Origin of the sequence: Bradyrhizobium sp. HKCCYLRH3073, from assembly GCF_051167995.1 — a bacterium.
In the GTDB taxonomy this organism is placed as follows: Bacteria; Pseudomonadota; Alphaproteobacteria; order Rhizobiales; family Xanthobacteraceae; genus Bradyrhizobium.
Genome location: NZ_JBNPUD010000002.1, coordinates 442283 through 462007 on the forward strand (window position 1 = coordinate 442283; position 19725 = coordinate 462007).

General features: G+C 65.3%; 16 protein-coding genes. 9 read left to right on the forward strand and 7 right to left on the reverse strand.

Annotation, left to right across the window (positions count from 1 at the left end; translation table 11 throughout):
* Window positions 1-200: 200 nt before the first annotated feature.
* The 7 genes from ACQR1X_RS05930 to ACQR1X_RS05960 form a co-directional block, all read right to left on the reverse strand.
* Complete coding sequence (locus tag ACQR1X_RS05930) at window positions 201-1424, reverse strand: ABC transporter substrate-binding protein (protein ID WP_315805737.1); 1224 nt, start codon at window positions 1422-1424, stop codon at window positions 201-203.
* A 313-nt stretch (window positions 1425-1737) separates the two neighbouring features.
* Complete coding sequence (locus tag ACQR1X_RS05935; RefSeq protein WP_315805738.1) at window positions 1738-2961, reverse strand: ABC transporter substrate-binding protein; 1224 nt, start codon at window positions 2959-2961, stop codon at window positions 1738-1740.
* Between the two features lie 10 nt (window positions 2962-2971).
* Window positions 2972-3988 (reverse strand): branched-chain amino acid ABC transporter permease, encoded by a 1017-nt coding sequence (locus ACQR1X_RS05940; protein WP_315805739.1) that lies wholly within the window; start codon window positions 3986-3988, stop codon window positions 2972-2974.
* A gap of 2 nt (window positions 3989-3990) precedes the next feature.
* The gene (locus ACQR1X_RS05945) at window positions 3991-4869 is read right to left on the reverse strand and encodes a branched-chain amino acid ABC transporter permease (protein WP_315805740.1); all 879 of its coding nucleotides are present in this window, start codon (window positions 4867-4869) and stop codon (window positions 3991-3993) included.
* Window positions 4870-4882: 13 nt separating this feature from the next.
* Window positions 4883-5596: an ABC transporter ATP-binding protein gene (locus tag ACQR1X_RS05950; RefSeq protein ID WP_315805741.1), complete on the reverse strand. Its 714-nt coding sequence runs from the start codon at window positions 5594-5596 to the stop codon at window positions 4883-4885.
* Window positions 5593-6390, reverse strand: a complete 798-nt coding sequence (locus tag ACQR1X_RS05955) for an ABC transporter ATP-binding protein (protein ID WP_316177188.1) — start codon at window positions 6388-6390, stop codon at window positions 5593-5595. Before ACQR1X_RS05955 ends, ACQR1X_RS05950 begins: the two co-directional genes overlap by 4 nt.
* 66 nt (window positions 6391-6456) lie before the next feature.
* Window positions 6457-7353, reverse strand: a complete 897-nt coding sequence (locus ACQR1X_RS05960; protein ID WP_315805743.1) for an IclR family transcriptional regulator — start codon at window positions 7351-7353, stop codon at window positions 6457-6459.
* Window positions 7354-7566: 213 nt separating this feature from the next.
* Between ACQR1X_RS05960 and ACQR1X_RS05965 the strand changes: the two genes are divergently transcribed.
* The 9 genes from ACQR1X_RS05965 to ACQR1X_RS06005 all read left to right on the forward strand — a co-directional run bounded on the left by ACQR1X_RS05965 (window position 7567) and on the right by ACQR1X_RS06005 (window position 19629).
* The gene (locus ACQR1X_RS05965) at window positions 7567-9660 is read left to right on the forward strand and encodes a 3-hydroxyacyl-CoA dehydrogenase NAD-binding domain-containing protein (RefSeq protein WP_315805744.1); all 2094 of its coding nucleotides are present in this window, start codon (window positions 7567-7569) and stop codon (window positions 9658-9660) included.
* 175 nt (window positions 9661-9835) lie between these two features.
* Window positions 9836-11500, forward strand: coding sequence for a dicarboxylate--CoA ligase PimA (gene pimA / locus ACQR1X_RS05970; protein ID WP_434890306.1), 1665 nt, complete (start codon window positions 9836-9838; stop codon window positions 11498-11500).
* Window positions 11501-11519: 19 nt separating this feature from the next.
* The gene (locus tag ACQR1X_RS05975) at window positions 11520-12707 is read left to right on the forward strand and encodes an acetyl-CoA C-acyltransferase (protein WP_315805746.1); all 1188 of its coding nucleotides are present in this window, start codon (window positions 11520-11522) and stop codon (window positions 12705-12707) included.
* 262 nt (window positions 12708-12969) lie between these two features.
* Window positions 12970-14160 (forward strand): pimeloyl-CoA dehydrogenase large subunit, encoded by a 1191-nt coding sequence (gene pimC / locus ACQR1X_RS05980; protein WP_434898504.1) that lies wholly within the window; start codon window positions 12970-12972, stop codon window positions 14158-14160.
* A gap of 145 nt (window positions 14161-14305) precedes the next feature.
* Window positions 14306-15448 carry a pimeloyl-CoA dehydrogenase small subunit gene (gene pimD, locus ACQR1X_RS05985; RefSeq protein WP_434898505.1) on the forward strand — a complete coding sequence of 381 codons (1143 nt, stop codon included), beginning with the start codon at window positions 14306-14308 and terminating at the stop codon, window positions 15446-15448.
* A 253-nt stretch (window positions 15449-15701) separates the two neighbouring features.
* Window positions 15702-16475 carry an SDR family NAD(P)-dependent oxidoreductase gene (locus tag ACQR1X_RS05990; protein ID WP_315805749.1) on the forward strand — a complete coding sequence of 258 codons (774 nt, stop codon included), beginning with the start codon at window positions 15702-15704 and terminating at the stop codon, window positions 16473-16475.
* 355 nt (window positions 16476-16830) lie between these two features.
* Window positions 16831-18333, forward strand: a complete 1503-nt coding sequence (glpK, locus tag ACQR1X_RS05995; RefSeq protein ID WP_315805750.1) for a glycerol kinase GlpK — start codon at window positions 16831-16833, stop codon at window positions 18331-18333.
* Between the two features lie 9 nt (window positions 18334-18342).
* Window positions 18343-18936 (forward strand): GNAT family N-acetyltransferase, encoded by a 594-nt coding sequence (locus tag ACQR1X_RS06000; protein WP_315805751.1) that lies wholly within the window; start codon window positions 18343-18345, stop codon window positions 18934-18936.
* 60 nt (window positions 18937-18996) lie between these two features.
* The gene (locus ACQR1X_RS06005) at window positions 18997-19629 is read left to right on the forward strand and encodes a glutathione S-transferase family protein (protein ID WP_434894968.1); all 633 of its coding nucleotides are present in this window, start codon (window positions 18997-18999) and stop codon (window positions 19627-19629) included.
* Window positions 19630-19725: the final 96 nt, after the last annotated feature.

The following is a 19725-nucleotide window of genomic DNA, read 5'->3' on the forward strand; positions in this document are numbered from 1 at the left end:
CCGCAGCACGGGCGACTCGTTTCACTCCGGACGAGTCCCCATAGCGCAGCCGCGCGCTCGGCGTAACCGCCGCCGCTGCATGACCGCCTCTCTTTCAACTCCTAGCTTAAGAAATTCTTGGCAAAGACAGCAAAGATGCCTGGAGAGAGCGCCTCCTGCGGCGCGAAGCCGCAGGAGGCGGTTTCAATTGCGTTCCGTCGTTAGCCGCCGACGTCGGCGGAAATCACGTCGCCGAACAGCTCCCACTTCTCGCCCTTGAAGCGCATCAGCTGCAACTGGCTGACGGGCGCGAAGTCGGTTGCCGAGGTGTTGATCGTGATGCCAGGCAGCAGCATCTCGGTGCGGAAGTTGCGCAGGGATGCGGCCTGCTTCATGACGTTCTCGCGGGTGAGGTTGTCGCCGCACTGCTTCAGCACCTGCACAAGCGTCTGGGCCACGCTGTAGCCGACGACGGTGCCGCCATCGAGCTTGTCGCCATCCGGGAAATCCTTCGCCATGAAGTCGAGGAACTGTTTCATCCCGGCATCATCCTTCCATTGCGGATCGGAGACGTCCTTGAGATAGGCCGCCGAGAGGATGTCCTGTGAATTCTCATAGCCGGCCGGTTTCAGCACGCTGCCGACGGAGGCGGAGACGTTGTTGAGGATATGCAGCGTCTTCCACTCGATCTCCTTGACCTTCTTAATTGCCTGCGCCGCAAATTTCGGCGTGGTGATGTTCACGAATACGTCGGCGCCGGTGGACTTGAGCTTGACGATGTGATTGTCGATCGAGGGTTCGGCGGTCTCGTAGCTCTCCTCCATGACGATCATTGAGGCGGCCTTGGCTCCAAGCCCATCCTTCAGCCCTTTCAGATAGTCCTTGCCGTAATCATCGTTCTGATACAGCACCGCGATCTTCGCGTCCGGCTTTTCCTTCAGCAGATATTTTGCGTAGATTCTGGATTCGCTCTGGTAGTTGGGCTGCCAGCCCATGGTCCAGGGGAAGTCCTTCGGATCGTTCCATTTGGTGGCGCCGGTGGCGACGAACAGCTGCGGGACCTTCTTCGAGTTCATGTATTTGTGGATCGCCGAGTTCGGCGGCGTGCCCAGCGAATTGAAGATGAACAGCACTTCATCGCTCTCGACCAGCTTGCGTGCCTGTTCGACCGTCTTCGGCGGCGAATAGGCGTCGTCATAGGAGATGAAGTTGATCTTGCGACCGTTGATGCCTCCCTCGGCGTTGATCTTCTTGAAGTAGGCCGCTTCCGTCTTGCCGATGATGCCGTAGGCCGAGGCCGGCCCGCTATAGGGCATGATGTTGCCGATCTTGATCTCGGTGTCGGAGGCGCCGGTATCGTATTTCTTGTCGGCGGCGATTGCGGAGCTCGAGGCGAGAACGATGGCGGCAGCCGAGGCGAGGGCGGCCCTTCGCGTGATCATCATGGTGCGTTTCTCCCGTGTTGGTTTGGTTGACGTGTCTCGGCCGCCTTGATGGCGGCTCTTGTTCTGGCTGGAACTATAGCAGAGCTGCACCGGGGTGGTTGCGACATCACGGCACGGTCCGTGTTTTCGCGGTGCCTTGGCGGTCCATATCATGTGCAACTGCGAGAGGTCTCCGCAATCTCGGCGGGTGAGTGCTCTGCAAGAACAGCCTGAGATGAATAGTTCGACGCCGATCCAGATATGAAAAAGCCCTCCGCGCCGATGGCGCGGAGGGCCAGTGGAGATCGGCACCGCTTTCTGCGGCGATGCGCGATTACTCGATGGCGCCGCTGATCGCCTCGCCGAACAGCTCCCACTTCTCGCCCTTGAACCGCATCATCTGCAATTGCTCGATGGGCGCGAAGTCGGTAGCCGAGGTGTTGATCTTGACGCCCGGCAGCAGCGTGTCGGGCGCGAAGTCCTTCAGGCTCGCGGCCTGCTTCATCACGTTGGCGCGGGTCAGGTCGTCACCGCACATCTGCAGCACCTTCACCAGCGTCTGCGCGGCGCCGTAGCCGTAGACGGTCGAGCTGTCGAGCTTGTTGGCGTCGGGATAGTACTGCGCGAGGAAGTCGAAGAACTTCTTCATGCCGGGATCATCGTTCCACTGCGGATCCGCAGCATCCTTGGCGTAGGCGGCCGAAAGAATCCCTTGCGAGTTCTCGAAGCCGGCCGGCTTGATCACGCTGCCGACCGAGGCCGACACGTTGACGACCAGATGCGTTGGATGCCAGTCGATCTCGGCAAGCTTCTTGATTGCCTGCGCCGCGAACTTGGGCGTGGTGACGCTGAAGAAGACGTCGGCGCCGGAGGCCTTCAGCTTGACGATGTGGCCGTCGATCGAGGGTTCGGACGTCTCGTAGCTCTCTTCCATGACGATCATGGACGCGGCCTTGTCGCCGAGGCCGTCCTTGAGGCCCTTCAGATAGTCCTTGCCGAAATCGTCGTTCTGGAACAGCACGCCGACCTTGGCGCCGGGCTTGTCCTTGAGCAGGTACTTCGCGTAGATGCGGCCCTCGCTCTGGTAGCTCGGCTGCCAGCCCATGGTCCAGGGGAAGTTCTTCGGGTCGTTCCACTTGGTGGCGCCGGTGGCGACGAACAGTTGCGGGATCTTCTTGCCGTTGAGATATTTCTGGATCGCCGAGTTCGAGGGCGTGCCGAGCGGGTTGAAGACGAACAGGACCTCGTCGCTTTCGACCAGCTTGCGCACTTGCTCGACCGCCTTGGGCGGCGAATAGGCGTCGTCATAGCTGACGAAGTTGATCTTGCGGCCGTTGATGCCGCCCTCGGCGTTGATCTTCTTGAAATACGCCTCCTCGGTCTTTCCGATCACGCCGTAGGCGGACGCCGGTCCGCTATAGGGCATGATGTTGCCGATCTTGATCTCGGTATCCGACGCGCCGGTATCGTATTTCTTCTGGGCGAGTGCTGCGCCCGAGGTGAGGGCGATGACCGCCGTCGCGATCGCGGCGATTCGTAGTTGTTGAACGACCTGCAAGAGTTCCTCCTTAGTTCTTTCTGAGTTTGCCGAGCAGCTGCTGCGCCACCATCGCCACCTGCCGCGAGCCGTGCGGCACGAGGAAGATGACGAGGAACAGCAGCACGCCGAACACCGCGCCGGACAGGCCCTTCGAAATGCCTTCGGCGATGTTGGGAACGAAGATGATGAAGGCCGCGCCGACGAACGATCCGGGCAGCCAGCCGACGCCGCCGACGACCATGCCGAGGAACAGCGAGATCGCGAGCACGATCGTGTAGCTGTCGGGTGCCACGAACTGCACGGCGATGGCGCCGAGGCCGCCGGCGACGCCGGTGATGCCGGCGCTGACGCCGAACGCCAGCGTCTTGTAGGTCGCGACGTCGATGCCCATGGCGGATGCCGCGATCTCGTTGTCGCGGATCGCCATGAAAGCCCGCCCCGACCGCGAGCGCAGGAGGTTCACCGAGAACACGTAGATCGCGATCGTGATCGCCAGCGTGAAGTAGTACAGCCACATGTCCTGCGACATCGGCAGGCCGAACGGCGCGTCCGGCTTGGTGACGACGAGGCCCTGCACGCCGCCGGTCCATTCCTCGAAGAAGCCGAGCTTGAGGATCTGCGGCATCGCGGTGGCGAGCGCGAAGGTGGCGAGCGCGAGATACACGCCCGAGAGCCGCAGCGCCGGCTGGCCGAACAGGAAGCCGGCGCCGAAGCAGATCACGCCGGCGACCGGCAGGGTCAGCGCGTAGTTGACATTGTACTGCTCCATCAGGATCGCCGACGTATAGGCTCCGATGGCGTAGAAGGCGCTGTTGCCGAGCGAGAACTGGCCGGATCCGCCGGTCAGGATGTTCAGCGCCAGCACGGCCAGCCCGTAGATCAGCAGCATCGTCATCTGGAAGATGATGAAGTTCTTGACGAACAGCGGCACTATCAGGAGCAGCAGCACGACCACGAATGTGGTGCCGGAGCTCAGGGTCATGGCCCGCTTCGGAACGGCCTCGACCGCGGGCGCCTGGGATGTGATGTCCTCGATTGCGCTCATGATCAGACTCGCTTCACGATGTTGCGGCCGAACAGGCCGGCGGGCTTGATGACCAGGACGGAGATGATGAGGGCCAGAGCGATCGGCAGCTTCATCTCGTTGCCCACATGCGGGATGTAGGTTCCGGCGAGATTTTCGAAGATGCCGACCAGGAAGCCGCCGAGCACCGCGCCGAACGGGCTGGTCAGGCCGCCGAGCACGGCGGCGGCGAACCCGTAGATCAGCACGCCGCCCATCATGTTCGGCTCGAGGAAGACCACCGGCGCGATCAGCATGCCGGCGATCGAGCCGATCGCTGCCGCCATGCCCCAGCCGAGCGCGATCATCCACGACGTGTTGATGCCGACCAGCCGCGCCGACTCGGGCACCGCCGCCGCCGCACGCATCGCAAGCCCGACCCTGGTGTACTGGAAGAAGAAGTACAGGCCGATCAGCAGCAGCAAGGTGATGCCGATCATGCCGGCCTGGTGCGTCGAGATCAGCTGGCTGCCCAGGAACGGCGACGATCCGAACGGCGTCGGATACTGCTTGATGGTGAAGTCCCAGGTCAGTCCGGCAAAGGAGTTGATGATCGAGTACAGCGCGATGAAGCCGGCGACCTGGGTCAGGATCGGCGCCTTGGTGAGCGGCTTGAACAGCACGCGCTCGATCGCGATGCCACCGGCAAAGGAGAGGGCCAGCGTCGCCACGAAGGCGACCCAGTAGGGCAGGCCCCATTGCATCAGCTGCCAGGAGATGAATGTCGAGAACATCGCCATCTCGCCTTGCGCGAAGTTGAGATGGTCGATCGCCTGGTAGATCATCACGACCGCGAGCGCCATGCAGGCGTAGATCGCGCCAGTCGCAATGCCGGCCAGGACCTGGTTGGTGAACAGCTCCATTGTCCCGCCTCCGTTAGTAGCCCAAATAGGATTTGCGGACGTTCTCGTCGTTCGCGATGTCCGAGGCCGCGCCGGACATGACGATGCGGCCGGTCTCGATCACATAGGCCTGATCGGCGAGCTCCAGCGCGAGCTGCGCGTTCTGCTCGACGACGAGGATCGAGACCTTTTCCTCGCGGTTGATCTTGCCGAGGATGCCGAAGAGGTCGCGGACCACCAGCGGCGCGAGGCCGAACGACGGCTCGTCGAGCAGCATCAACCTGGGACGCAGCATTAGCGCCCGCGCCACGGCCAGCATCTGCTGCTCGCCGCCGGACAGGGTGCCGGCCTGCTGCGTATGACGCTCCTTCAGCTTGGGGAAGTAGGAATACATCCGCTCGATGTCGGCGACGATGCCCGCCTTGTCGGAGCGGGTGATGGCGCCGAGCTGCAGGTTTTCCTCCACCGTCATGTTGGTGAAGGTGCCGCGACCCTGCGGGACGTGCGCGATGCCGAAGCGGACGATGCTCTCGGTCGACTTGTTGTTGAGCGGCTTGCCCTCGAACTCGATCGCACCGGTCGAGCGCACCATGTTGCAGATCGCGCGCAGGGTGGTGGTCTTGCCGGCGCCATTGGCGCCGAGCAGGGTCGTCAGCGAGCCTTCGTTGAGCGAGAAGGAGAGGCCGTGCAGGGCCTGGACCTGGCCGTAATAGGCGCGCAGGTCCTTGACGTTGAGCAGCGCCGTCATTGATCCTTGCTCCCGAGATAGGCCTTGATGACGTCGGGATCGGCCTGCACCTGCGCGGGCGTGCCCTCGGCGAGCTTGCGGCCGAAATTCAGCGCCACCACGTGGTCGGCGATCGACATCACCAGTCCCATGTGATGCTCGACCAGCAGCACGGTGACATGGCGCTCGTCGCGGATGCGACGGATCAGGTCGCCGAGCACATAGACTTCCTCGTGATTGAGGCCGCCGGCGGGCTCGTCAAGTAGCAGGATCTTCGGGTCAGCGGCGAGCGCGCGCGCCAGCTCGACGCGCTTCTGGGTGCCGAACGGCAGCCCGGACACGGTCTTGTGCGCGACCTCCTCGAGGTTGAGATAGGCGAGAATCTCGTGAACCTTGGTATTCACCGAAGTCTCGCTGCGGCGGATCCAGGCGAGACGAAGCGAATCGGAGATGATGTCGCTCGAGGTCCGCGCATGCGTGCCGACGCGGACGTTGTCGAGCACCGACAAGTTCGGGAACAGCGCCACGTTCTGGAAGGTGCGGCCGATGCCGATCTCGGCGATGCGGTGTGGCGGCCGCTTCAGGATGCTGTGGCCTTCCATCAGGATGTCGCCGGAGCTCGGCTGGTAGAGCCGGCTGAGGCAGTTGAATAGCGTGGTCTTGCCGGCGCCGTTCGGGCCGATGAGGCCGAGGATCTGGCCCTGGCGCATGTCGAACGAGACGCCGTTGAGCGCCACGATGCCGCCGAACACGACGCTGACGTCGCGGACGGCGAGCAGCGGATCGTTGGTCTGGGCGAGTTGTGCCTGCGTCATCTCGTCTCGCCCCTCCCGAAATCGTTCAGGTCAGGACGCGGCGCCAGCCGACCGCGATGATGCAGGCTATCTGATACCCTCGGCAACACGGGCAACTTTTCCTCCTGGCTTCGGCTTTTTATTGAGTTCTTTGTGAGACGAATTGTTCGCATGAACATTCGTCTGATTAGTTTGCGGCGCAAGTCCGCCAAGCGCTGCTTCGATTTTCCTTACCATCGCCACGAGACGAGGTCCAATGTCGGTGAGCAGGCGCTCTTCCGTGAAGCGGAATGCAGGCGCGCCGCAATTGATCGCGTAAGGACCCGTTCCATCGTTGAGCCTCAACGCCGCGCCGACGGCGTGAACGTCATCCTGCCATTCGCCGGCCGAGATCGTGAAGCCGTACTTGGCGACGGTTTCGCCGGCGCGCTCGATCCCGTCACGGATCTTGGGCCAGCGGTTGCCGTAATGCTCGCGCATCTCGCGCATCAGCACGGCGCGTTCCTCTTCGGGCAGCGCCCAGAGATAGGCCCGGCCCATCGCGGTGGTCGCAATCGGAATGCGCGAGCCCACGTCGAGCTCGACGTTGACGACGCCGTGCCGGCTCTGGCCGATATAGATCATGCTGAGCCGGTCGCGGCCGCCGATTGCCACCGCACCGCCGGTCTCGCGCATCAGCTGCTCGCGGAACGGCTCGGAGAGCTGGCGCACGCCGAGATTGGCGAGCGCGGCGTAGCCGAGCAGCAGCGCTGACGGCGCCAGCTGATATTTCTCGAAGCGGGGAACGGGCGTGAGATAGCCGAGCTTGGTCAGCGTGTAGGTCAGGCGCGACACGGTCGGCTTGGGCAGGTTGGTGCGCGCCGCGATCTCCTGGTTGCCCAGCAGGCCGTCATTGGGCCGGAAAGCCCTGAGCACCTCGAGGCCGCGCGACAGCGCAACGACGAAGTTGCGATCGGTCGCAGCTTTCTTCCCTGGGCGTTTCATGTCATCGGCTGTTGATTGATGAGCCTCGTTGACAACGCTCGTGCTTCAAAATAACCCTGGCTGTCAAGATGTGGAATTAGATTTCGCACTGCGGAATTGATGTCCGGCAGCGGGTAGACGCAAGCAAGGCTGAACCTCTGCGCAAATGAAGAGCCAAGAAGGGGTCGGAACGTTAACCGGCCGCAAAGAAACGACATCCCAAGGAGCTTACGCGTGAGCGAAGTGGCAAAGCTTGATCGTCATGACATCATCGGCATCGTCACCATCGACAGTCCGCCCGTCAATGCGCTGAGTGCCGCAGTTCGCGGCGGCATCCTGGACAACGTCAAGGCGGCGATCGACGATCCCGCAATCAAGGCCATCGTGCTGACCTGCGGCGGACGCACCTTCATTGCCGGCGCCGATATCACCGAGTTCGGCAAGCCGCCGAAGCCGCCGGCGCTCAACGACGTGCTGAGCACGATCGAGAACAGCCCCAAGCCGGTCATCGCGGCGATTCATGGAACGGCGCTGGGCGGTGGTCTCGAAGTGGCGCTCGCCTGTCATTATCGTGTCGCCACCAAGGAGGCGAAGCTCGGCCTGCCCGAGGTGAAGCTCGGCCTGCTGCCGGGCGCGGGCGGAACGCAGCGCCTGCCGCGCGCGGTGGGGCCGGAGCTCGCGGTCAAGATGATCGTCGCCGGTGATCCGATCGGCGCAGCCGAAGCGCTGAAGGCGGGCCTGATCGAGGAGATCGTCGAGGGGCCGGCATCGGGCGGCGAAGCCTTCGCGCGCAAGGTGGTGGCGGAGAACCGTCCGCTGCGCAAGCTGCGCGACGATGACTCCAAGATCGCCGCGGCCAAGGCCGATCGCTCGATCTTCACCAATGCGGTCGCTGCGATCACCAAGAAGTCGCGCGGGCTGGAGGCGCCGTTCGCGGCGGCCGATGCGGTCGGCTATGCGATCGATCTGCCGTTCGACGAGGGCTTGAAGCGGGAGCGCGAGGGCTTCCTCAAGCTGCTCACCAGCGACCAGTCCAAGGCGCAGCGCTACGCGTTCTTCGCCGAGCGCGAGGCGGCCAAGATTGCCGGCGTGCCCGAGGGCACGAAGGGCCGCAAGGTCGAGCGCGTCGCCATCATCGGCGCCGGCACCATGGGCGGCGGCATCGCGATGTCGTTCGCCAATGCCGGCATCCCGGTCACCCTGATCGAGACCGCCGAGGAGCAGCTCAAGCGCGGCATGGGCATCATGCAGAAGAACTGGGAGGCGACCGCCGCGCGCGGCGGCATTCCGGCGGACGCCCCGGCCAAGCGCATGGCGCTGATCGACGGCAAGGTCGGTCTCGAGAACGTCAAGGACGCCGACCTCGTCATCGAGGCGGTGTTCGAGACCATGGCCGTGAAGAAGGAAGTGTTCGGCAAGCTCGATCAATATGCCAAGCCGGGCGCGGTGCTGGCCTCGAACACTTCGTATCTGAACATCGACGCAATCGCCGCCGAGACCAGCCGTCCGCAGGACGTGCTCGGCATGCATTTCTTCTCGCCGGCCAACGTCATGAAGCTGTGCGAGATCGTGCGCGCGGAGAAGACCGCGCCGGATGCGCTCGTCACCGCCGTGTCGATCGCCCGCAAGATCGCCAAGGTGCCGGCCGTGGTCGGCGTCTGCGACGGCTTCGTCGGCAACCGCATGCTGGCGCAGCGTGGCAAGCAGGCCGAGAAGCTGTTGTTCGAAGGCGCGCTGCCGCAGCAGGTCGATGCCGTCGTCACCAAGTTCGGCATGCCGATGGGCCCGTTCGCGATGGGCGATCTCGCCGGCCTCGACATCGGCTGGCGCTCGCGCAAGGACCGCGGCATCAAGAGCGAGATCGCGGATGCGCTGTGCGAAGCCGGCCGCTTCGGCCAGAAGACCGGCAAGGGCTACTACAAATACGAGGCCGGCTCGCGTGCGCCGCTGCCGGATCCCGATGTCGAGAAGTTGATCGACGAGACGCTCGCCAAGCTCGGCCTCAAGCGCCGCGCGGTCAGCGACGAGGAGATCCTCGAGCGCATGATGTATCCGATGATCAACGAGGGCGCGAAGATCCTCGCCGAGGGCATCGCCGCGCGTCCGTCCGACATCGACGTTGTCTGGCTCTACGGCTATGGCTGGCCGATCTATCGCGGCGGCCCGATGTACTGGGCCGACAGCGTCGGCCTGAAGCACATTGCCGAGCGGCTGGCGTTCTATGCCAAGGAGACCAATGACCCGTCGCTGGAGCCAGCGCCGCTGCTGAAGAAGCTCGCCGACGAAGGCAAGACCTTCGCCTCGCTGGCGCAGGGGAAGGCCGCTTGAGGCGGCCCAACTATCACTCTGCGCCCGGCTGCGCTCCCCTCCCACTTGCGGGGAGGGGTTGGGGGTCCACACGGGCAGTCTCGCCCGGGGCCACCCCCCTCCCTGACCCTCCCCCACAAGGGGGGAGGGAACGGAGACAGCGGGGCCGTCTTACGCCAACGGACATTGAGCTCGCATGACCCATCCTGGCGAACAGTTCTATCCCGAAGGCGTCCGCTGGGACGCGCCGATCGCGCGTGGCACCTTGCCGGATCTGCTGGCAAAGGCGGTCAGTGACTTCGGCGATGGCGACGCGCTGGAATTCCGCGACCGCCCCATCACTTTCAAGCAACTCGCGGCGCTCGTCGACCAGGCCGCCGCCGCGTTCCTGCGCGCCGGCTTCGGCAAGGGCGCGTCGATCGCGCTGTTCCTCGGCAATACGCCGGATCATCCGATCAACTTCTTCGGCGCGCTCAAGGCCGGCGCCCGCGTGGTGCACCTGTCGCCGCTCGATGGCGAGATCGCCTTGTCGCACAAGCTCAGCGATTCCGGCGCGCGCATTCTCGTCACGTCGAACCTATCAGCGCTGCTGCCGACCGCGTTGAAGTTCCTCGCCAAGGGACTGATCGATCGCCTGATCGTCTGCGAGGATGATGATTGGGGCAAAGTCGGCACGCCGCAGACGGCGCTGCCGGACAATCCCGCGGTGATCACGCACCGCGCCTTCGTCGAAGGCGCCGTTGCGCCTATGGCGTGGCCTTCGATCTCGCCAGACGACATCGCCCTGCTGCAATATACCGGCGGCACCACCGGCCTGCCCAAGGGTGCGATGCTGACCCATGGCAATCTCACCTCCGCGGTGTCGATCGCCGAAGTCTGGGGCCGCGCGACGCGTGCAAACGGTAACGGCTCCGACCGCGTGATCTGCGTCTTGCCGCTGTTCCACATCTATGCACTGACGGTGGTGCTGCTGACCTCGCTGCGCCTCGGCAGCCTGATCTCGCTGCACCAGCGCTTCGATCTCGACGCCGTGATGCGCGACATCGAGGTCAAGCGCGCGACCTATTTTCCCGGCGTGCCGACGATGTGGATCGCGATCGCCAACCTGCCCGATCTCGACAAGCGTGATCTGTCGTCGCTGACCAGCGTCGGCTCCGGCGGCGCGCCGCTGCCGGTCGAGGTCGCGCGCATCCTGGAGCGACGCGTCGGCATGAAGCTGAAGAGCGGCTGGGGCATGACCGAGACCTGCTCGCCCGGCACCGCCCATCCCAAGGGTGGCCCGGACAAGCCCGGCTCGATCGGGATCACGCTGCCCGGCATCGAGATGGACGTCGTGTCGCTCGAGGATCCCGCAAAGGTGCTCGGCGTGAATGAGGTCGGCGAGATCCGGATCAAGGGGCCGAACGTCACCAAGGGCTATTGGAACCGGCCGGAGGAAACGGCGCAGTCGTTCGTCGGCGATCATTTCCTGACCGGCGACATCGGCTATGTCGACGCCGACGGCTTCTACTTCCTGGTCGACCGCAAGAAGGACATGATCATTTCCGGCGGCTTCAACGTCTATCCGCAGATGATCGAGCAGGCGATCTACACCCATCCGGCGGTGCAGGAGGTCATCGTGATCGGTATTCCCGACGCCTATCGCGGCGAGGCGGCCAAGGCCTTCATCAAGCTGCGCGACGGCTTTGCGCCGTTCCCGGTCGAGGATCTCCGCGCCTTCCTCACCGGCAAGCTCGGCAAGCACGAGCTGCCGGCGGCGGTCGAGTTCGTCGACGAGCTGCCGCGCACGCCGGTCGGCAAGCTGTCGCGTCACGAACTGCGCCAGCAGCAATCACCCGCGTCTCACATCAAACATCAGTGACAACAACAGGAGGTCGCCCATGACCGATGCCGTCATCGTTTCCACCGCCCGCACGCCGATCGGCAAGGCCTATCGCGGCGCGCTCAATGCCACCGGCGGCGCGACGCTGCTCGGCCACGCCATCGGCGAGGCGGTCAAGCGCGCCAAGGTCGATCCGGCAGAGGTCGAGGATGTCGTGATGGGCGCGGCCTTGCAGCAGGGCTCGACCGGCGGCAACATCGCGCGCAAGGCGCTGCTGCGTGCCGGCCTGCCGGTGTCGGTCGGCGGCACCACGATCGACCGCCAATGCGCCTCCGGTCTGCAGGCGATTGCGCTCGCGGCGCGCTCGGTGATCTTCGACGGTGTCGAGATCGCAGTCGGCGGCGGCGGCGAATCGATCTCGCTGGTCCAGAACGACAAGATGAACAGCTTCCAGGCCACCGATCCGGCGCTGCTCGAGATCAAGGGCGACGTCTACATGCCGATGATCGACACCGCCGAGATCGTCGCCAAGCGCTACGGCATCTCCCGCGAACGGCAGGACGAATATGCGCTGGAGAGCCAGCGCCGCACCGCGGCCGCGCAGCAGGGCGGCAAGTTCAACGACGAGCTGGCGCCGATCACCACCAAGATGGCGGTCACCGACAAGGCCACCGGCAATGTCTCGTTCAAGGACGTCACCTTGTCGCAGGACGAGGGGCCGCGTCCCGAGACGACCGCCGAAGGTCTTGCCGGCCTCAAGGCCGTGCGCGGCGACGGCTTCTCGATCACCGCGGGTAATGCCAGCCAGCTCTCCGACGGCGCCTCGGCCTGCGTCATCATGAGCGACGCCACTGCGGCGAAGCGCGGCCTGCAGCCGCTCGGCATCTTCCGCGGCTTCGTCGCGCATGGCTGCGAGCCCGACGAGATGGGCATCGGCCCGGTGTTCGCGGTGCCGCGCCTGCTCAAGCGCCACGGGCTGACCGTCGACGACATCGGCCTGTGGGAGCTCAACGAGGCGTTCGCCGTGCAGGTGCTGTACTGCCGCGACAAGCTCGGCATCGACCCCGACAAGATCAACGTCAATGGCGGCGCCATCGCGGTCGGCCATCCCTACGGCATGTCGGGCGCGCGGCTCACCGGCCACGCCCTGATCGAAGGCCGCCGCCGCAAGGCCAAGTACGCCGTCGTCACCATGTGCGTCGGCGGCGGCATGGGCGCCGCCGGCCTGTTCGAGGTGCTGCAGTAAACAACAGCCGTCATCCCGGGCGAGCGTCGCGCGGGATTTCAAACAGCTGTCGTCCCGGGCAAGCCCGCGCGCGCAACAGCGCTCGCGGGCGCAGACCCGGGACCCATACCGCGTGATGTTGCTTGGGGCACAACGGCAGTCGCCTGTGCCTCCAACGTTAGCCGGTGGTTATGGGTCGCTTGCGCCGCGTGCGCAATTGCGCACTAGGCAGGGACGACAGCGGAGCGAAACGAACCATTCGAGTACCTAAGGGAGCGATCCAATGGATCTTGCATTCACGAAGGAAGAGCAGGCGTTCCGCGAGGAAGTCCGGCAGTTCTTCAAGGACAACGTGCCGCCGGAGACACGGCGGAAGATGATCGAGGGCCGCCATCTGTCGAAGGACGAGATGGTGACCTGGTGGCGCATCCTCAACAAGAAGGGTTGGGGCGTCTCGCACTGGCCGACGGAATATGGCGGCACCGGCTGGACCTCGGTGCAGCACTACATCTTCAACGAGGAGCTGCAGGCCTATCCGGCGCCGCAGCCGCTCGCCTTCGGCGTCAGCATGGTCGGCCCGGTGATCTACACCTTCGGCAACGAGGCGCAGAAGAAGCAGTATCTGCCGCGCATCGCCAATGTCGACGACTGGTGGTGCCAGGGCTTCTCGGAGCCGGGCTCCGGCTCCGACCTGGCCTCGCTGAAGACCAAGGCCGAGCGCCGCGGCGACAAGTGGATCATCAACGGCCAGAAGACCTGGACCACGCTGGCCCAGCACGCCGACATGATCTTCTGCCTGTGCCGCACCGATCCCTCCGCGAAGAAGCAGATGGGCATCTCCTTCATCGTCTTCAGCATGAAGTCGAAGGGCGTCACCGTGCGTCCGATCCAGACCATCGACGGCGGCCACGAGGTCAACGAGGTGTTCTTCGACGACGTCGAGGTACCCTATGAGAACCTGATCGGCGAGGAGAACAAGGGCTGGGACTACGCCAAGTTCCTGCTCGGCAATGAGCGCACCGGAATCGCCCGCGTCGGCGTCTCCAAGGAGCGCATCCGCCGCATCAAGGAGCTCGCCGCCAAGATCGAGGCGGGCGGCCGTCCGGTGCTGGAGGATCCGTCGTTCCGCGAGAAGCTCACCGCATGCGAGGTCGAGCTCAAGGCGCTGGAGCTGACGCAGCTGCGCGTCGTCGCCGACGAGGGCAAGCACGGCAAGGGCAAGCCCAATCCGGCGTCTTCGGTGCTGAAGATCAAGGGCTCCGAGATCCAGCAGACCACTACCGAGCTGCTGATGGAGGTGATCGGCCCGTTCGCCGCGCCCTACGACGTCCATGGCGACGACGACAGCAACGAGACCATGGATTGGACCGCCCAGATCGCGCCGAGCTATTTCAACAACCGCAAGGTCTCGATCTACGGCGGCTCCAACGAGATCCAGCGCAACATCATCGCCAAGGCGGTGCTGGGGCTCTGACCTGTGAGCCGCAGCGCTTCGACAACGCACGCCGTCATGGCCGGGCTTGACCCGGCCATCCACGCGCAGCCCTGCCCGGGCACGACGTGGATGCCCGCGACGAGCGCGGGCATGACGGAGAATGGGGATACTGGAGAGTCAACCAATGGATTTTGATCTCACCGAGGAGCAGCGTCTCCTCAAGGACAGCATCGACGGCCTGCTGGCGGATGCCTACGATTTCGACAAGCGCAAGCTCTACATGAAGGAGAAGGGCGGCTGGAGCCGCGCGATGTGGTCCAAGCTCGCCGAGCAGGGCCTGCTCGGTCTGCCGTTCTCCGAGCAAGACGGCGGCTTCGGCGCCGGCGGCGTCGAGACCATGATCGTGATGGAGGCGATGGGCCGCGCGCTGGTGCTCGAGCCTTACCTCGCCACGGTCGTGCTTGCCGGCGGTTTCCTCCGTCATGGCGGATCGGCGGCGCAGAAGGCCGCGCATCTGCCCGGAATCATCGACGGCAGCAAGACGTTTGCGTTCGCGCAGCTCGAGAAGCAGTCGCGCTACGACCTGTTCGATGTCGCCACCTCCGCCAAGAAGAAGGGCGACGGCTGGGTCATCGACGGCGAGAAGTTCGTCGTGCTCAACGGCGAGAATGCCGACACCCTGATCGTCTCCGCGCGCACCTCCGGTGGCCAGCGCGACAAGTCGGGCATCGGCGTGTTCATCGTGCCGGCCGACGCGAAGGGCGTCACCCGCAAGGGCTATCCGACCCAGGACGGCCTGCACGCGGCGGACATCACCTTCACCGGTGTGGAAGTGGGCGCCGACGCCGCGATCGGCGATCCTGCCAACGCTCTGCCGCTGATCGAGCGCGTCGTCGACGAGGCCCGCATCGCACTGTGTGCGGAAGCCGTCGGCCTGATGGACGAGTCGCTCAAGACCACGGTCGAGTACATCAAGACGCGCAAGCAGTTCGGCGTCGCGATCGGCTCGTTCCAGTCGCTGCAGCACCGCGCCTCCGACATGTTCGTCGCGCTGGAGCAGGCCCGCTCGATGTCGATGTTCGCCACCATGGCCGCCGACTTCGACGACGCCAAGGAGCGCGCCACCTCGATCGCCGCGGCCAAGGTGCAGATCGGCAAGTCGGCCAAGTTCGTCGGCCAGCAGGCGATCCAGCTCCACGGCGGCATCGGCATGACGATGGAGGCCAAGATCGGCCACTACTTCAAGCGCCTGACCATGATCGAGAGCACCTTCGGTGACACCGACTACCACACGCGCCGCGTCAGCGAGGCGGGTGGGTTGATCTGAGATGGTCCGTCGTTGCCGGGCTTGACCCGGCAACCCATCGCTCCTTGATGATGGATGCGCGGGCCTACGCCGCGCCGAAGGGGCTTCGGCCCCGCAGGCGGGTCAAGCCCGCGCATGACGAGCGTGAGAGCCTACGCCGGCTCGGGTGTTTTGAGCCGTCATTGCGAGCGTAGCGAAGCAATCCAGGGCGTCACGCGTCGCCCTGGATTGCCTCGTCGCTTCGCTCCTCGCAATGACTCGGAGGACGCAGAATATGATCCCCAATCCCTTCAACCTCTCCGGCCAGGTCGCCGTCATCACCGGCTCGAGCCGTGGCATCGGCCGTGCTTCCGCGGAGCTGCTGGCGCAGCTCGGCGCCAAGGTCGTGATCTCCAGCCGCAAGGCCGACGCCTGCGAGGAAGTGGCAAGCGGCATCCGCGCGAGCGGTGGCGAGGCCCGCGTCATCCCCTGCAACATCTCGCGCCGCGCCGAGGTCGATGCGCTGATCGACGGCGCCGTCAGCCAATACGGCCAGGTCGACATCCTCGTCTGCAATGCTGCGGTCAACCCGTATTACGGTCCGCTGCTTGACATCACCGACGAGGCCTTCGACAAGATCATGGCCTCCAACGTGAAGAGCAATCTCTGGCTCTGCGCCAAGGCGATCCCGCCGATGGCCGCGCGCGGCAAAGGCTCGGTCGTCATCGTGTCCTCGATCGGAGGACTGCGCGGCTCGACCGTGATCGGCGCCTACGGCATCTCCAAGGCCGCCGACTTCGCGCTGTGCCGCAGCCTTGCCGGCGAATGGGGCCCGCAAGGCGTGCGCATCAACTGCGTCGCGCCGGGCCTGATCAAGACCGACTTCGCCCGCGCGCTGTGGGAGGACGAAGCCCGCCTGAAACAGCGCTGCGCGACGACCCCGCTCCGCCGCATCGGCGAGCCGCATGAGATCGCCGGCGCGGTGGCGTATCTGGCGTCGGATGCCTCGACCTTCATGACGGGGCAGACCATCGTGGTCGACGGCGGCGTCACGACGGCGGCGGTGTAAAAATCTCTCCACACGATAGCCGCACCCTCTCCCCTTGTGGGAGAGGGTGGTTGCGCGAAGCGCAACCGGGTGAGGTGTCTCTCTCCGCGTACTCAGAGCGCGCATGTGGCGCCAACCGCTCACCCGAGTGAGCTTGCGGCTGTCGGCGGTGTGGCCCTCTCCCACAAGGGGAGAGGGCCCAGCCATGCGCAGCGCAGTGGTCCCAGCCAAGTTCGGACACGGGGTTGGATGCTCGTAAGGTGCGAACTCTCCACTTTTTCCAGAAGGACGTCGCGCGCTCCCAACCTCCTTGACCTTCCCCCGCCAATCCGCTTGCTTGTCGGCCCAACGTCGTCAACTCCCGGGAAGAAACCCCATGTCCTTCGTGCTGGCCATCGATCAGGGCACCACGTCCTCGCGCGCGATCGTGTTCCGCTCCGACATCTCGATCGCCGCGGTCGCGCAGCAGGAATTTCCGCAGCATTTCCCGGCCTCGGGCTGGGTCGAGCACGAGCCGGAGGACATCTGGACCTCGACGGTGATGACCTGCCGCGACGCGCTGGAGAAGGCGGGACTGACGGCGAAGGACATCGCGGCGATCGGCATCACCAACCAGCGCGAGACCACCGTGGTGTGGGACCGTGCCACCGGCCAGGCCGTCCACCGTGCCATCGTCTGGCAGGACCGCCGCACCGCCGACATCTGCGCGCGTCTCAAAGCCGAAGGCCATGAGCCGGAGGTCAGCGCGAAGACCGGCCTGATCATCGATCCCTATTTCTCAGGCACGAAGGTCGCCTGGATCCTCGATCACGTGCCGGGCGCGCGCGAGCGCGCCGAGCGTGGCGAGCTGATGTTCGGCACCGTCGACTGTTATTTGCTGTGGCGGCTGACGGGCGGACGGGTCCACGCCACCGATGCCACCAACGCCTCGCGCACGCTGCTGTTCAACATTCACACCGGGCAGTGGGACGACACCTTGCTGAAGCTGCTGCGCGTGCCGCGCTCGATGCTGCCCGAGGTGAAGGACTCCTCGGCCGATTTCGGCACCACCACGCCCGAGCTGTTCGGCGGCCCGATCAAGGTCGCGGGCATCGCCGGCGACCAGCAGGCGGCGACCATCGGCCAGGCCTGCTTCACGCCGGGCATGATGAAGTCCACCTACGGCACCGGCTGCTTCGCGCTGCTCAACACCGGTGCCACGCCGGTGAAGTCGAACAACAAGCTGCTGACCACCATCGCCTATCAGCTCGACGGCGTCCGGACCTACGCGCTCGAAGGCTCGATCTTCGTCGCCGGCTCGGCCGTGCAATGGCTGCGCGACGGGCTCGGGATCATCAAGCATGCCGCCGAGACCGGCCCGCTCGCTGACAAGTCCGATTCCATGCAGTCGGTCTATCTGGTGCCGGCCTTCGTCGGCCTCGGCGCCCCGTATTGGAATCCGCGCGTGCGCGGCGCGCTGTTCGGCCTGACCCGCAATACCGGCCCGGCCGAGCTCGCGCATGCCACGCTGGAGAGCGTGTGCTACCAGACCTACGATCTGTGGGCCGCGATGCGCGCCGACTGGCCCGATGCGTCCGCAGCCACGATCGTGCTGCGCGTCGACGGCGGCATGACCGCATCGGACTGGACCATGCAGCGTCTCGCCGACCTGCTCGACGCACCAGTCGACCGTCCGATGATTCAGGAGACCACCGCGCTCGGCGCCGCTTATCTCGCCGGCCTCAACGCCGGCGTCTATCCGGAGCCGGAAAAGTTCGCCGACAATTGGCGGCTCGAGCACCGCTTCCGGCCGGCGATGAGCGCGGCCACGCGGGAGCGCAAGCTCGCCGGCTGGGCCCGCGCCGTGAAGGGCGTGCTGGCGAGCGACGAGGGCGAGTAGGTGAACGGCATGTCGGTCCCCGACGGCCACTACGACGTTCCACACGGCAAGGTCGCGGCCGTGGTGACCTCGCTGGAAATGGTGGCGCCGCCGGTGTTGCCGCCGGATCCGATCGGCGACTGGAGCATTCGCCGCGTCGCGCAGCCCGATCTCGATTGGTACCGCGACCTCTATGCCCGCGTCGGCTGGGAGTGGCTGTGGTCGCAGCGCACGCGGATGAGCGATGCGGAGCTTGCCAAGACAGTTCGCGCCGACGGAGTCGAGATCTACACCTTGGCGCATGACGGCGGTGACGAAGCCCTGCTGGAGCTCGACTTCCGCAACAAGACCGATTGCGAGCTGGTGCTGTTCGGCGTCACCGACAGGCTGATCGGCACCGGCGCCGGACGCCTGCTGATGAACCATGCGCTGCGCCGCGCCTGGGCGCAGCCGCTGACGCGGCTCTGGGTCCACACCTGCAGCTTCGATCATCCGCGCGCGCTGGCCTTCTACCAGCGCTCCGGCTTCCGCCCCTATCGCCGCCAGATCGAGATCGCCCCCGATCCCCGCCTCGACGGTACCCTGCCGCGTTCTGTCGCCGCGCATGTGCCGCTGCTCGCCTGAACGTGGCAGCTGACAACGGCGCCGAACGGCGCTTCAATGCGCCGCACAGGAGGATAACCGATGTTCCTGATCGGCCAATACGACTCGCCTTTCGTCCGCCGCACCGCGATCGCACTCGAGCTCTACGGCATCCCGTTCGAGCACAAGCCGTGGTCGACCTTCGGCGATGCCGACAAGATCGCGCCGTACAATCCGCTGCTCCGGGTGCCGGTGCTGGTGCTCGATGACGGCGATGCGCTGATCGATTCGGCGGCGATCCTCGATCACCTCGATGAGGCCGTCGGGCCCGAGCGTGCCATGCTGGCGCGCAGCGGCGCGCCGCGCCGCAGGCAGCTGCATACGATCGCGCTCGCGACCGGTCTCGGCGACAAGGCCGTCAGCCTGATCTATGAGCGCGTGCTGCGCAAGGACCGCCTGGCCCTGTGGGTCGCGCGTTGCGAGACGCAGATCTCCGGCGTGCTGGCGATGCTGGAGGCGGAGCGCGCCGCCGCGACGACGGATTATTGGTATGGCGAGCGCATCGGCCACGCGGACATCGCCGTCGCCTGCGTCCTGCGCTTCACCCGCGAGGCGCATCCGCATCTGTTCGACGCGACGCGTTACCCGGCGCTGGCTACGCACGCCGCCCGCTGTGAGGCGCTGTCGCCATTCCAGGCTTTCGTCCAGCCACTGGCGCCGCCGAGCGGGGATTGAGCTCGTTGGAGCGAGCCGTCGCCCCGGCGATGGTGCGCTCCTTCTCCCGTTCCTCACGGGGAGAGGGGCAGCCGCACGAGAAGTGTCAGCGGAAAG